Annotated in this window: 12 protein-coding genes and 3 pseudogenes; 8 read left to right on the top strand and 7 right to left on the bottom strand. The window is 61.5% G+C overall.

Annotation, left to right across the window (positions count from 1 at the left end; genetic code table 11):
* Positions 1–1,197 carry a tRNA guanosine(34) transglycosylase Tgt gene (tgt, locus tag M9890_05080; protein ID MCO5176333.1) on the bottom strand — a complete coding sequence of 399 codons (1,197 nt, stop codon included), beginning with the start codon at positions 1,195–1,197 and terminating at the stop codon, positions 1–3.
* Between the two features lie 38 nt (positions 1,198–1,235).
* On the opposite strand from tgt, the gene M9890_05075 reads away from it, so the two are divergent.
* The gene (locus tag M9890_05075; protein ID MCO5176332.1) at positions 1,236–1,847 is read left to right on the top strand and encodes a class I SAM-dependent methyltransferase; all 612 of its coding nucleotides are present in this window, start codon (positions 1,236–1,238) and stop codon (positions 1,845–1,847) included.
* Here the strand turns inward: M9890_05075 and tatA are convergent.
* The gene (gene tatA, locus M9890_05070) at positions 1,844–2,239 is read right to left on the bottom strand and encodes a twin-arginine translocase TatA/TatE family subunit (GenBank protein MCO5176331.1); all 396 of its coding nucleotides are present in this window, start codon (positions 2,237–2,239) and stop codon (positions 1,844–1,846) included. The two genes, M9890_05075 and tatA, sit on opposite strands and share 4 nt — an antisense overlap.
* Positions 2,240–2,404: 165 nt before the next feature.
* Between tatA and pth the strand changes: the two genes are divergently transcribed.
* From pth to meaB, 5 genes and pseudogenes are all read left to right on the top strand, one after another.
* On the top strand, positions 2,405–3,016 hold the full coding sequence (gene pth, locus M9890_05065) for an aminoacyl-tRNA hydrolase (protein ID MCO5176330.1): 612 nt from the start codon (positions 2,405–2,407) through the stop codon (positions 3,014–3,016).
* Between the two features lie 79 nt (positions 3,017–3,095).
* Positions 3,096–3,953 carry a 3-hydroxybutyryl-CoA dehydrogenase gene (locus M9890_05060; GenBank protein MCO5176329.1) on the top strand — a complete coding sequence of 286 codons (858 nt, stop codon included), beginning with the start codon at positions 3,096–3,098 and terminating at the stop codon, positions 3,951–3,953.
* 168 nt (positions 3,954–4,121) lie between these two features.
* Positions 4,122–5,771 carry a methylmalonyl-CoA mutase family protein gene (locus M9890_05055; GenBank protein MCO5176328.1) on the top strand — a complete coding sequence of 550 codons (1,650 nt, stop codon included), beginning with the start codon at positions 4,122–4,124 and terminating at the stop codon, positions 5,769–5,771.
* 10 nt (positions 5,772–5,781) lie between these two features.
* Positions 5,782–6,210, top strand: coding sequence for a cobalamin B12-binding domain-containing protein (locus M9890_05050; GenBank protein ID MCO5176327.1), 429 nt, complete (start codon positions 5,782–5,784; stop codon positions 6,208–6,210).
* Between the two features lie 101 nt (positions 6,211–6,311).
* A pseudogene (gene meaB / locus M9890_05045) lies at positions 6,312–7,174 on the top strand (methylmalonyl Co-A mutase-associated GTPase MeaB).
* Positions 7,175–7,376: 202 nt separating this feature from the next.
* On the opposite strand, the gene larB reads toward meaB, so the two are convergent.
* From larB to ruvC, 3 genes are read right to left on the bottom strand one after another with little or no spacing between them, the layout of a single operon-like run.
* Complete coding sequence (gene larB / locus M9890_05040; protein MCO5176326.1) at positions 7,377–8,120, bottom strand: nickel pincer cofactor biosynthesis protein LarB; 744 nt, start codon at positions 8,118–8,120, stop codon at positions 7,377–7,379.
* Complete coding sequence (locus M9890_05035) at positions 8,117–8,911, bottom strand: TlyA family RNA methyltransferase (GenBank protein MCO5176325.1); 795 nt, start codon at positions 8,909–8,911, stop codon at positions 8,117–8,119. The genes larB and M9890_05035 overlap by 4 nt, the downstream gene beginning before the upstream one ends.
* On the bottom strand, positions 8,908–9,405 hold the full coding sequence (ruvC, locus tag M9890_05030; GenBank protein ID MCO5176324.1) for a crossover junction endodeoxyribonuclease RuvC: 498 nt from the start codon (positions 9,403–9,405) through the stop codon (positions 8,908–8,910). Before ruvC ends, M9890_05035 begins: the two co-directional genes overlap by 4 nt.
* A 273-nt stretch (positions 9,406–9,678) precedes the next feature.
* Between ruvC and M9890_05025 the strand changes: the two are divergent.
* Positions 9,679–9,777, top strand: a pseudogene (locus M9890_05025) (hypothetical protein).
* A gap of 198 nt (positions 9,778–9,975) precedes the next feature.
* A pseudogene (gene rpoD / locus M9890_05020) lies at positions 9,976–10,875 on the top strand (RNA polymerase sigma factor RpoD).
* Positions 10,876–10,942: 67 nt separating this feature from the next.
* Here the strand turns inward: rpoD and fabF are convergent.
* The gene (gene fabF / locus M9890_05015) at positions 10,943–12,199 is read right to left on the bottom strand and encodes a beta-ketoacyl-ACP synthase II (GenBank protein ID MCO5176323.1); all 1,257 of its coding nucleotides are present in this window, start codon (positions 12,197–12,199) and stop codon (positions 10,943–10,945) included.
* Complete coding sequence (locus M9890_05010; GenBank protein ID MCO5176322.1) at positions 12,192–13,151, bottom strand: D-glycerate dehydrogenase; 960 nt, start codon at positions 13,149–13,151, stop codon at positions 12,192–12,194. The genes fabF and M9890_05010 overlap by 8 nt, the downstream gene beginning before the upstream one ends.
* Positions 13,152–13,355: the final 204 nt, after the last annotated feature.

Here is a 13,355-nt window from a genome sequence, read left to right as displayed (position 1 = left end):
TCAGCGTGCGAAATCGCGCGCTCGCGCCGCACGGTGCTTGGCGCGCTGCTCGGCGGCGATGCGCTGATTGGCCGGCTGATAGGTGTCGATGAATGCGCGGCGCTCTGCGGCGAACGCACCGCGCCGAATAGCATCCTCCATCTGCTCCATCTGCCTGACGAGAAAGCGGACATTGTGAATCGATGCCAGTCGGTAGGCCAACAGTTCCCGCGCGCGAAACAGGTGATGGATATAGGCGGCGCTGAACGTCTGACAGGCATAGCAGTCGCAATCCGCCTCGATCGGTTCGTCCAGCACCTTGTAGCGTGCTGCTGTTATGTCAATACGCCCCTCGCGAGTGAACAGCGCGCCGCGACGGGCAACGCGCGTTGGTAGGACGCAATCGAACATATCCACGCCGGCCGCGACGCCATTCCACAGGTCTTCTGGTGAACCGACGCCCATCAGGTAGCGAGGGCGATCGTCAGGGAGACCGCTGATGGACGCGTCAAGCATCTCAGCCATCGTCTCCTTCGGCTCGCCGACGCTGAGGCCGCCGATCGCGCATCCGTCGATATCCGACGCGGCGACAAATGCAGCCGACTCCTGTCTCCGGTTGGCATCGAAGCCACCCTGGGCGATGCCGAAGAGCAAGACACGCGGCGAGTCGCTTTCGTGGAGCTCGCGGAAGCGCTTGCTGTTCCGCGGCAGCCAGGCGTGGGTGCGGCGCATCGCGTCCACTTGCGCGGACTCCGAATCATCGAATCCGGCCAACACATCGAGGGCCATCGTAATGTCGGAACCGAACTTGAACTGCAGCTCCATGGCGATTTCAGGGGTCAGCAGGTGCTGGCTGCCGTCGAGGTGCGATCGGAACACGACGCCCTCGTCAGTCAGCTTTCGGCTGCCGGCCAGACTGAACACCTGAAATCCGCCTGAGTCGGTGAGAACAGGTCCACCCCAGCGCATGAAGCGGCTGACTCCGCCGAGTTTTTGCAAAGCGTCCGCGCCCGGGCGCAGCATGAGGTGATAGGTGTTTGCCAGAATGATCTGGCTTCCCGTGCTGCGGATATCATCCGGGTCGAGCGATTTCACCGACGCCTGAGTGCCAACCGGCATGAATGCGGGGGTGCGAACTTCTCCGCGCGGCAGGCTGAGGCGGCCAACACGCGCCCGTCCGTCGGTAGCTTCGAGAACGAACGAATTGTGAGACTGCATCATCATGGTCGCTAGTATGCCAGCAGGCGGTATGGGTCGTGTCTGATTTGCGCAGAACGCTGTTGGCACGCGCCTTCGCCCTGCTGTATGGCCGTTTAGCCCTGCTGCATGAGCCAGCAGGACGACTGTTGATGGGCGCGGCCTGGGATGGCCGACGACGCGATCTGCTGGAATCCGTGCCGGATGGCCGGTTGCTTGACATCGGATGCGGTGATGGAAGGCTCCTGAACGCGGCACGGCGCTGCGATCGTCTCGCAATTGGGATCGACCCATCGCGCGCGATGGCGAAGCGAGCGCACGGGCGAGGAGTCACGGTCATCCGCGCATCTGCAGAAGCAGTGCCCCTGCTGGACGCGAGCGTCCAGGTGGTTACGGCAACGTATCCAGGGCCATGGATCTACTCTGAGCAGGTACTTCAGGAAATCCAGCGCGTGCTCACGACAGGTGGGCAGTTGCACGTTCTGCTCGGCGGGGCGTATCGACGTGGCCCGTTCGCGCGTTTCCGCGGCTGGCTGGCACGATTGGCCTATGGGTCAGGCCACGCCAACCCACCTGAACTACCGCAGATGCTCCACTTGCATGGCGAACTTGTCGTCCGTAACGATCGCTGGGGCACGGCGTATCTCTGGGTTGCGACCAGGACCGATTAGGTGCTTGAAGAAGTTGCCGGTGTCTCTTCGGCCACTTCGATTTCGTCCAAGGCAGCGAGATCGGCAAACGGGTCGTCGCGCGTCGCCTCGCTCGAAGCGGCTACAGCCTGTGGCTTTGTGGCCGCCTTGGAGGTTGTCCCGCTGATCGACGACGGGATAGACTCGGCGATTGCCGAGGTCTCCTTCTGGACGTTAGAGACGGTCTGCTTCACTTCGTTGACGGAAGACTGAACGTCACCAATGGAGTCCTCGAATTCGGACGTCATTTCCTTGGTCATACGGCGGAAGTCGCGCACGGCCTTGCCGACCTGTGCGCCGATCTCAGGGAGCTTACCTGGACCGAAGATGATCAGGGCGACGACCATGATCACCAGGATCTCCGGGGTGCCCATGCCGAAAAGATTCATTGCAATACTCCGGGGTCCGCAGTGCTATTAGCGCCGGCAACGTCGGGTGTCAACGACTCAGCAGTATACCATCGGGGGAAATCGCCCCTGATTCTGAATTGGGGCAAGCAGGTGCGACTATTCCGTCGTCGTCAGGAGAATGGGAGAACATTGAATCAAGGGGATGGAGAGGTCTGGCTCATCGTTGGGCTCGGCAACCCGGGCCGCCGCTACGAAGGCACGCGTCACAACGCCGGGTTCATGGCCATTGAGCGTCTGCAGCGGCGACTTCCCGAGGGTACGTCGCGAGCCAGATTCCAGGCACACATCGTCGAAACCCGCCTCGATGGCATGCGGGTTGTCCTTGCGCAGCCGCAGACGTTCATGAACGAGAGTGGTATCGCGGTCGACCAGCTCGTGCGCTGGTACAAGGTAGCGCTCGATCGACTCCTCATTGTCTACGACGATCTGGATCTGCCGCTTGGAACGATCCGGCTGCGCGCCGAAGGGAGCGACGGCGGGCACAACGGGATCGCGTCAATCATCCGCAGCGTGCATACGAATACATTCCCGCGACTTCGCATTGGCATTTCCCGACCGGCAACTGGCCCAACCGTCCCCTACGTGCTGGCCCGATTCAGCGATGCCGAGCGACGCGAGCTCGATGCCGTTCTCGAGCGGACTGTTGACGCTGTCCTCGTCTGGATGCGCGAGGGGATGACCCCGGCGATGAACCAGTTCAACCAGAAAGCGGCTGCCGGGACGAAGCCAGAGAAAGCGTGATACAACCGAGCGGTGCTCTGGGTTTGACAATGCTCATCAAGCGCGTGAACTGAATGCTGAGATACGAAGGGATGGGTGCATGGATCTGAGCCGGGTTGCTGTCGTCGGCGGTGGAACGATGGGCAATGGCATCACGCAGGTCGTCGCGCAAGCTGGCGTTCCCGTGACGATGATTGACGTGGCCCAGGAGAGTCTCGATCGCGGGATATCGACGATTCGAGCCAACCTCCAGCGCAGCGTCGACAAGGAACGTATCAGCGAGAGCGATAAGGATCTGGCGCTGGGTCTGATCGAAACGTCACTTTCCTTCGATCCGATCGCCGACGTCGATCTGGTGATCGAGGCTGTGCCCGAAGTCGCCGAGGTGAAGCGCAATATCTTCGAGCGTGCGGACGAGATTGCGCCCGAGCGGGCTATCCTCGCATCAAACACATCGTCGATTCCAATCACCATGCTTGGCGCCGCCACGGGTCGACCGCAGCAGGTCATCGGCATGCACTTCTTCAATCCCGTCCCGGTCATGCAGCTTGTCGAGATCATTCGTGGGCTTGAGACGGATGACGACACCGTGGCGTCGGTCGTCGCGCTTGCTGAGCGCGTCGGCAAAACTCCAGTCGAGGTCAACGACTTCCCGGGCTTCGTCTCAAACCGGGTTCTGCTGCCCATGATCAACGAGGCGGTCTTCTGCCTGATGGAGGGCGTGGCGACGCGCGACAACATTGATGCCGTCATGAAGCTCGGCATGAACCATCCCATGGGACCGCTCGCACTTGCCGACCTGATCGGCCTCGACGTCTGTCTGGACATCCTCGTGGTTCTGCATCGCGATCTCGGTGATCCGAAGTATCGGCCCTGCCCGTTGCTGCGCAAGATGGTCGTGGCCGGCAAACTCGGGCGAAAATCCGGCGAGGGCTTCTACGACTACCGAATAGCCTAGCGTGGTCAACGACCTGCGATAATCTGCGGTAGGAGCCGCTGCGTGTCGGCCCTCCCGCACACATCTCGGTCTCGTGAGTATGGGTCGGGCGGGCATTCCCGCTCGGCCCATCTGCACCTCCGGTCGGCAACGGCGCCGACTACAGACCGGTACTGTGAGGAGGGTTCCATGGTCGGACCATTGAGCAGCATATCGGGCGACGATCGCTACGTCGGCCCACCGCCCGAGGATCGCGAGTTCACCACTGTCTCTGGCGCGCCGGTGAAGGCGGTCTACACGCCCGCAGACCTGGAAGCTGCTGGCTTCGATTACGATCGCGACCTGGGCGATCCGGGCACCTACCCGTTCACCCGAGGTATTCACCGGTCGATGTACCGCGGCAAGCTGTGGACGATCCGCATGTTCGCCGGGTTTGGTTCAGCAGAGGAAACCAATGCTCGCTTTCGCTACCTGCTTGACCATGGCGAAACGGGGTTGTCGATCGCGTTCGATCTCCCAACACTCTATGGACGCGACACAGACGATCCGCTTGCCGAGGGTGAGTTTGGTAAGTGCGGAGTCGCGGTGTCGTCTCTGGCTGACATGGAAGTACTGCTCGACCAGATCCCGCTCGATCAGGTCACAACGTCAATGACAGTCAATGGCCCAGCAGCGGTTATCTGGGCAATGTACATCGCAGCAGCCGAGAAGCGTGGCGTGCCGCGCAGTAAGCTCCGGGGAACACTCCAGAACGACATTCTGAAGGAGTTCACCTCGCAGAATGAGTTCATCTTTCCGCCGCGCCCGTCGATGAATCTCGTTACCGACACTATCGAGTTTTCAACTCGCGAGATGCCGCTCTGGAATTCGATTTCGATATCCGGCTATCACATCCGTGAGGCAGGCGCGACAGCCGCCGAAGAGCTTGCATTTACGCTGGCGGACGGGCTGGCTTACGTTGAAGCTGCGATAGACCGCGGACTGGACATCGACGAGTTTGCACCGCGACTATCGTTCTTCTTTAACTGCCACAACGATTTCTTCGAGGAGATCAGCAAATTCCGCGCAGCACGACGCATGTGGGCGCGCCTGATGCTTGAACGCTACGGCGCGAAGAATGAGCGCTCGCTGTGGATGCGCTTTCACACTCAGACAGCCGGTTGCTCGCTGAGTGCGCAGGAGCCGGAGAACAACGCGATCCGGACGACGATCCAGGCGTTGGCGGCAGCGCTCGGCGGCACCCAGAGCTTGCACACGAACTCGCTTGATGAGGCAATCGCTTTGCCGAGTGAGTGGGCAGCCAGGATCGCACTCCGAACCCAGCAGATCATCGCCCACGAAAGCGGCGTCACGAACATCGCCGATCCGCTCGGAGGCTCGTACGCAGTCGAAGCGATGACGAGCGACATGGAGTGGCGCGTGCAAGCGATCTTTGACGAAATTGACTCGTATGGCGGCGTCATTCCGGCGATTGAAAACGGCTATTTCCTGCGCAGGATCGCGGACAGCTCGTACAGCTATGAGCAGGCGCTGGTCGAGCAGCGCAAGATCGTTATCGGCGTGAACGCATTCCGTTCTGACGAGGAGCCGGGCATCCCAATTCTGAAGATGGACCCGCACGGCGAAGCGCGGCAGATCGAGCGGCTGCGTCAGACGCGCGCCGACCGCGACGAGGGAGCGCACCGCGCGGCACTCGAGCGACTCAGCAATGCCGCGAGCGATGGTGTAAACGTCATGCCGTACCTGATTGACGCAGCGAACGCGTATGCCACACTCGGTGAGATCACGAACTGCTTGCGACACGTGTACGGTGAATATAGGCAGACAGTCGTCGTCTAGGGGGAGCATCATGGTCAGTCAAGCGAGTTCACGCACAACACCGATCCGGGTGCTGGTTGCGAAGCCGGGGCTGGACGGACACGATCGCGGCGCTAAGGTCATGGTTCGCGCACTGCGCGATGCCGGTATGGAAGTCATCTACACCGGCTTGTTCCAGACTCCCGAAATGATCGCGCGCGCTGCGATTGATGAGGACGCCGATGTCATCGGTCTCTCGATCCTGTCGGGCGCGCACCTTGCCCTCTTTCCCAAAATCTTTGCCGAGCTCGAAAAGGCAGGTGTTGACGATGTGCTCGTCGTCGCAGGTGGGACGATCCCGAATGAGGATGTCCCGCGCGTGAGAGAGCTGGGCGTTGCCGCCGTATTCGGTCCCGGCACCCCGATGGACGAGGCCGTGCGATTCATCCGCGAGCACGCGCCGGATCGGAGCGGTTCGTGACGGCGACTGCCCCCCGCGATCTGGTCGAGCGCTTTCGCACTGGCGATCGGGCCGCGCTCGCTCGCTTGATATCGCTGGTCGAAAACGGCAACCCAACCGGCATGCGTGCTATGGCTGACCTCTACGGCTCGACCGGCACTGCTTACGTCGTTGGCATCACTGGCCCCCCGGGTGCCGGCAAGAGCACGCTCACGAACGCGCTGATTCGCGCCTACCGGAGTCGTGGGCAGTCCGTCGCGGTTGTGGCCGTTGACCCATCGAGTGCGCTGACAGGTGGGGCGACCCTTGGCGACCGCATCCGCATGCTCGACAACTATGACGACCCGGGTGTCTACATCCGGTCGATGGCGACGCGAGGCGAGATGGGCGGCTTGTCGATCGGCGTTGGCGCAGTCGTCCATTTGCTGGACGCCTACGGGTTTGACCTGATCCTGATCGAGACCGTCGGCGTCGGTCAGGACGAGGTCGATGTCGGCGACCTGGCGGACACCACGTTGCTCATTCAGGTCCCCGGCACGGGCGACGCCATTCAGGCGATCAAGGCCGGTGTGCTGGAGATCGCCGACGTTCTGGTGGTGAACAAGGCTGACCTCCCCGGAGCGCACGACCTGGTCCGCGATCTCGGATGATGCTGCGCTTGAGTGATGCTCGACCGTGGACGCCGCCGATCATTGAGGCAGTCGCCAGCGAACACCGCAACACTGAAGCTCTTGTCGACGGAATCGACCAACACCGACAGTTCCTGGAGGCAAGCGGCGAAGGTCGCAAGCGCCGCGCACGCCGCGATCGGCGCGAAGTGATTCGCCTCGCGCGGCGGCAGCTCACGCGCGAGATCGAGGCGGCAGCGGACGATGCGGAAATTGGCGGCCTGCTCGAATCACTGGCAACTCGCGACATCGACCCCATATCCGTTGCCACTGCGGTGGCACGCCTTACAGTGGCGCGGTATCGGCAGGATGACTGACTGAAAGCAGCATCCAGCCTGAATCGCCAGGTCAGCAGCCATGCGCTATTCAGACATGTTGCGTGGTCGCCAAACAGCATCAAACTACCCACAGCGTTATCAATGTCGAGCAGTTCGACCCGACAGTCATCCTCGCTTCTTGTCATCTCGAACCGCAGTGAGAGATCTCCCACCCGCCCGACAGTCAGACGCAAACAACTCATTACGTCGACTTCACGCCTGCGTTGACAATCCTCGCCGCAAACACGCCGGCACCAACGCCATTGTCGATATTGACGACGGCCAGACCAGGCACACAGGAAGCGAGCATCGTGCCGAGTGCGGCATTGCCGCCGGTCGCGACGCCATAGCCAACGGATGTCGGGAGCCCGATCACTGGGACATCCACGAGCCCAGCGACGACTGTTGGCAACGCTCCGTCCATTCCGGCTGCGACGATGAGCGCGCTGACGCCGCTCGCGACGAGAGAGCGCAGCGGCTGGACAAGGCGATGAAGCCCAGCAACCCCAACGTCAGCGATCAACGTGACATCGCAACCAAGCTCGCTTGCGACCGTCGCAGCCTCGCCGGCAACGGCAAGGTCAGACGTACCGGCAGTGATGACGGCGATCCGACCCAGCGCCTCAGCGCGCTCGGCAGCGTCCCGCACGACAACACACGTCCGCCCGGCGAATGGCTGCTGGATCTCAACCGCGCCGATTGCCGCGGCGACGCCCTCAGCCCGCTCACGATTGATCCGACTGACGATCACACGAGGATTGACAGACAGGAGACTGCGGCAGGCCGTGACGATCTGCTCGTCCGACTTGCCTTCGCCGAACACGATTTCCGGTGCGCCGGTACGCTGCCGACGATTGGTGTCAGATCGAACGTCCAGCGTTTCGTCAATCATGTCGGATCTGGCCGCATTCAGCGCCCGGATCATGTCCACGAACGGATCGCTCATTCGCCCACCTCTCGTGTGATGAGAGCGTCGAAAGACGGGCCGACATCGAGCTCGGCACGCTTGTCGAGCCAGACGAGAAACTCAACGTTTCCGGCTGGCCCGGTGATCGGTGAGCGCACCAGTCCGCGCGCCCCGAATCCAATCGTTCTGGCAGTGTCGATCGTTTGAGCAATCACCTGTCGACGGATCTTCAGATCGCGGACGACGCCGCCTTTGCCAACATGCTGTTTGCCAGCCTCAAACTGCGGCTTGATAAGCGCGATGCACGAGCCGGAATCCGTCAACAGCCGATAGGCGACCGGCAGGATCAGTGCGAGCGATATGAACGACACATCAATGGACACCAGCTCAACCGGCTCCGGCAGCGCTTCCAGGTGCCTTGCGTTGACACGCTCCATCACGACAACGCGGTCATCCGAACGCAACCGGTAATCGAGCTGGCCGTAGCCGACGTCGATCGCGTAGACACGACGCACGCCACGCTGAAGCATGCAGTCCGTGAACCCGCCGGTTGATGCGCCGAGGTCGGCTGCCACGCTGCCCTCGACGCTGATGCCGAAGGTTTCCAGCGCGTGCTCGAGCTTCAGTCCGCCGCGGCTGACGTACGGCAGCTTCGCCTTCAGGGTCAGCGCCAGACTGTCGTCCAGCATTTCGGCTGGACGGTTGATCACTCGATCACCTGCACGCACGTCTCCAGCAAGAATCAGCGCCTTGGCTTGCGATCGTGAGTCGGCCAATCCGAGTTGGACAATGAGCTCGTCAGCGCGAACTCTTCGGGGCTTCTCGGTCATCGATTGGCAATCCCATACTGGCGGCTGAAGCGACTTCGCTGGACATGACAGATCGCGACCGCCAGCGCGTCGGCGGCGTCGTCCGGCGTGGGAATCTCGGTCATCCCCAGCAGCATCTGCACCATGTATTGCATCTGCTGCTTGGTCGCCTTTCCGTATCCGGATATCGCTTCCTTGACCTCGGATGGTTTGTACTCGAATACCGGCATACCGTGCTGCGCCGCTGCCAGGAGCACGACTCCGCGTGCCTGCCCTACTCCGAGTGCGGTCGTGACGTTGCGGGCAAAGAAGAGCTGTTCGATCGCAAGGACATCGGGCGCGTGGTCGCGGATCAGCTGCCAGACGGCGTCGTAGACCCGAACCAGTCGCTCTGCCGTTGTCTCAGCCGTCGTCGTTGCGACCACTCCGTAGGTTATGAGCTGAGGCTCGTCTTCACCGTGAACCAGTCCGTAGCCGAGCAATGCTGATCCTGGATCGACACCAAGGGTGATCACCTGATTCCTCCGTTACAAGCCGATTCGGCAACATCTGTGCCGAGCGACGTCATGGCAGTGTATTGAAATATGGGTAAACCTGCCGTATACTCCGCAAAAGGCAAGCTACAGGCGAATCCACATTGGACGATAAGGATACTCGTGTTCTCACATTGACCGGCATTCTGGGGAACCTCTCACAACGCCAGCCGGCGGCACCTCGCGAACACGGCCGACGCGTCCTCATCGCCACAGTAGCAGTTGGCACAACATGGGCGGGAGGGGCATTCGAGCATGGTATCGAGCCTGCTATCCAAGGGCAAGGATCAGGGGTTCCTGCTATCGGATGAGGTCATTGCCGCGTTTCCCCGGATGGAAGAAGACATTGCTGCAATTGACGAATTTTGGTCTGCACTTCTTGAGTACAATGTTGAGATAATCGATCAGCCTCCTGCACCAGGCCCTGCTGCATCCAGGTTCCAGTTTTCGCGCACAAAGTCCATCGAGCAAACAAACGGCACGATTGATATCGACGCACTTGCGAAACCGGCTCGCGACGATCCTGAAACGTACGTTACGCCAGGTGCAACTGACTCTGTGCGCCTGTATCTTCAGGAAATTGGTGAGACGGATCTCCTCACAATGCAGGAGGAAGTCTGGCTGGCCAAGCGCATGGAGCGCGGGCTGTTTGCCGCCGACCGGCTTGCCAATGGCGACTTCGCCACAGATTCCGAACGCCGAGAGTTGGAGTCCGATCGCGAGGATGGCGAGCGCGCGCGCGCTCACCTGATCCAGGCAAACCTGCGCCTCGTTGTCTCAGTTGCGAAGAAGTATGTCGGACGTGGCCTGTCATTCCTGGATCTGATCCAGGAGGGCAACATCGGTCTGATGAAGGCGACCGACAAGTTCGACTACCGGCGTGGATTCAAGTTCTCGACCTACGCGACCTGGTGGATTCGCCAGGCCATCACTCGCGCGATCTCTGACCAGAGTCGGACGATTCGGCTGCCGGTCCACGTCGGCGAGACGATCAACCGCGTCAAGAAGACGGGCCACCGTCTGCAGCAGATCTTCGAGCGCGAAGCGACACATGAGGAAATCGCCAGGGCGATGGATGTGCCGATCGCGAAGGTGCGTCAGGTGCTTGACGTCTCGCGCCTGCCTGTGTCGCTCGAAGCACCGGTTGGTCAGGAAGGCGATGCCTTCCTCGGCGATTTCATCGAAGATGAGTCGATGCCGCAGCCGTTGGAACTCGCCTCGCAGCAGCTTCTGCGAGGTCAGATCGGAGACGCGCTTGATAAGCTGACCGAGCGTGAGCGACGGATCATCATCCTCCGGTTCGGGCTTGAGGACGGCAAGTTCCGCACGCTCGAAGAAGTCGGCCGCGAATTCAGCATCACCCGCGAACGGATTCGGCAGATAGAGGCCAAGGCGCTGCGCAAGCTGCGCCATCCGTCCTATAGCCGAACGTTGCGCGGCTACCTCGACTAAGTTCAGTCAGAGATAGAACGCAAACAGGAGGCGGAACTCCGCCACCTGTTTGCTTTGTTGTGAAATGTTATTCGGTCGCGCTCGGAGCGCTGAACACAAGCGAGACGTTATGCCCACCGAAGCCAAGTGAGTTGCTGACGATGTGCTTGAGCGCTGCCGTGCGAGGTTTGTTCGGCACGCAGTCCAGGTCACATTCCGGGTCTGGCACTTCATAGTTAATCGTCGGCGGCATTGTCTTCGACTGCAACGCGAGGACGGAGAAGACGGCCTCAACTGCCCCGGCTGCACCAAGCAGGTGGCCAGTTGCGCCTTTGGTCGATGATACAGGTGGGGCGTCGGCTCCGAATACAGTTCGGATAGAGCGCGTTTCGAACGCGTCATTCAGTTTCGTCGACGTGCCGTGGGCCTTGATGTAGGAAATGTCGGCCGAGGTGAGTCCAGCGCGGGCGATCGCGAGACTCATGGCGCGCGCAGCACCCTCGCCATCGGGCCCCGGCTGAACGATGTGTGACGCGTCGGCTGTCGCGCCGTACCCACTGACGTTCGCCAGGATCGTTGCGCCGCGCTGGCGAGCGAACCGCAGCGACTCAAGAACGACGATCCCCGCCCCTTCGCCAAGGACGAAGCCGTCGCGCTCGCGGTCGAATGGACGGCTGGCGCGAGCCGGATCGTCGTTCCGCGTCGAAAGCGCCCCGGCAGCGGCGAACCCAGCCACACCGGCAGGGGTGATGGCAGCTTCGGAACCACCGGCAATGACAACATCAACATCGCCGCGCGCGATCATCGCGGCTGCCTCACCGATTGCGTGCGCTCCACTGGCGCAGGCGCTCACCGTTGCGAGGTTGGCACCGCGTGCGCCGAGGCGGATTGAGACGATTCCGGATGCCATATCGGCCAGCATCATCGGGACGAAGAACGGGCTGACTCGATTTGGTCCCTTTGTGGCGAGGGTGGCGAACCCGGAATCGATTGTCTCCATGCCACCCATGGCCGATCCGATGACGACGCCGACTCGGTCGCCTATCTCGGCAGCGATGTCCAGACCGGCATGTGCCACTGCCTCATCCGTCGCCGCCACTGCGAATTGGATAAAGCGATCCGTGCGGCGTGCCTCTTTGGCAGACAACCAGTCGCCGCCGTTGAAGTCTGGGACCTGAGCAGCGATCTGGACCGGGAACCCGTCGGCGTCGAATCGATCGATGGGGACGACACCACCCTTGCCGGCGAGGATCGCTTCCCACGATTTCGTAGCGCCGATGCCGACCGGCGACACACATCCGACGCCGGTTATGACAACTGCGTTCTCATCGCCGCAATCAGGCATCGGTCAGCACCTCCGGGTTCAGGCAATGCGGTGGTTCGGTTCTTTCGAGAACCGCGACGATGTTCTTCGCCGCGAGGTCCGACATCTTGAGCCGCGTCGCTTCGCTGGCGCTGGCGATGTGCGGCAGGATCGTGACACGCTCGAACTCATACAGCGGATGGTCAGCCGGCAGCGGCTCCGGATCGGTGACATCGAGTCCGACCCCAAAGAGCCGACCGTCATTGAGTGCCGCAACCAGTGCGTCGGTGTCGATGACTGAACCGCGAGCGGTGTTGATGAGCATGGCGTCTCGTTTCATCCTCGCCAGCGCATCGTGGCCAATGAGATGGTGCGTTGCTGGCGTCGCGGGGACGTGCAGCGAGACGATATCCGAAGTACGAAGCAGCTCGTCGAGCGAGACCTTGCGGAATTCGTCACTCGATCGCCCGCCAGCGTAGATGACGTTCATTCCGAACGCCTCGCCCATCTTGGCAACTGCCAGTCCAATGCGACCGAGGCCAACGATTCCGAGCGTCAGGCCTGCAAGGTCGCGACCGAGAAATCGAAACGGATACCACGTCTTCCAGTCCCCGTTGCGGGCAGCGTCGGCGGCCGGGATGACCTGGCGGGCGACCGTCAGCAGCAGGGTGAAAGCGAGCTCGGCGGTCGTTTGCGTCAGTACGTTCGGCGTCGTGCAGGCAGCGACACCTCGCGCCGTGCAAGCCGGAACATCGATGTTGTCGTAACCGACCGCCAGGTTGCTGACCACGCGCAGCTTCGAGCATTGATCAAGCAGCGAGCCATCGATCCGATCGGTGAGCAGCGTGAGTCCGGCGTCGGCATCGGCGAGTAATTCAGCGAGCTGGCTCGGGTCCGGCGGGAGATCACTATCCCACATCGTCACTTCACCGGCGCTCTCCAGCACCGACCGCGCACCGGGGTCGATACGGCGGGTAACCGCAATTCGTGTCACGTTCTCCACTCCTCTTCCGTCGTTGCATTGTAGTCAGGGTGGCAGTGCCTGCGCCAATTCCCGGCATATGCCCCCGTTGGTATACTCACCTGTGGGCGAGGCGATTACCGCGGCCAGATGGAAACAACGTTTCGAGCCAACATCACTAGTTTTCGGGCGTCGTTGGTCGATTCCCAGGAACCGCTCCTCCGGACTCCCACCTGC

It is taken from the genome of Thermomicrobiales bacterium (assembly GCA_023954495.1).
In the GTDB taxonomy this organism is placed as follows: domain Bacteria; phylum Chloroflexota; class Chloroflexia; order Thermomicrobiales; family CFX8; genus JAMLIA01.
Note: the sequence above shows the minus strand (reverse complement) of the source record. Positions and strands in the feature narration are given on the sequence as shown.

Bases quoted from the DNA above. Each gene is read 5' to 3' on its own strand.
- tgt (MCO5176333.1), bottom strand. From the start codon at position 1,197: ATGCAGTCTCACAATTCGTTCGTTCTCGAAGCTACCGACGGACGGGCG.
- tatA (MCO5176331.1), bottom strand. From the start codon at position 2,239: ATGGGCACCCCGGAGATCCTGGTGATCATGGTCGTCGCCCTGATCATC.
- M9890_05060 (MCO5176329.1), top strand. From the start codon at position 3,096: ATGGATCTGAGCCGGGTTGCTGTCGTCGGCGGTGGAACGATGGGCAAT.
- M9890_05055 (MCO5176328.1), top strand. From the start codon at position 4,122: ATGGTCGGACCATTGAGCAGCATATCGGGCGACGATCGCTACGTCGGC.
- M9890_05050 (MCO5176327.1), top strand. From the start codon at position 5,782: ATGGTCAGTCAAGCGAGTTCACGCACAACACCGATCCGGGTGCTGGTT.
- larB (MCO5176326.1), bottom strand. From the start codon at position 8,120: ATGAGCGATCCGTTCGTGGACATGATCCGGGCGCTGAATGCGGCCAGA.
- M9890_05035 (MCO5176325.1), bottom strand. From the start codon at position 8,911: ATGACCGAGAAGCCCCGAAGAGTTCGCGCTGACGAGCTCATTGTCCAA.
- fabF (MCO5176323.1), bottom strand. From the start codon at position 12,199: ATGCCTGATTGCGGCGATGAGAACGCAGTTGTCATAACCGGCGTCGGA.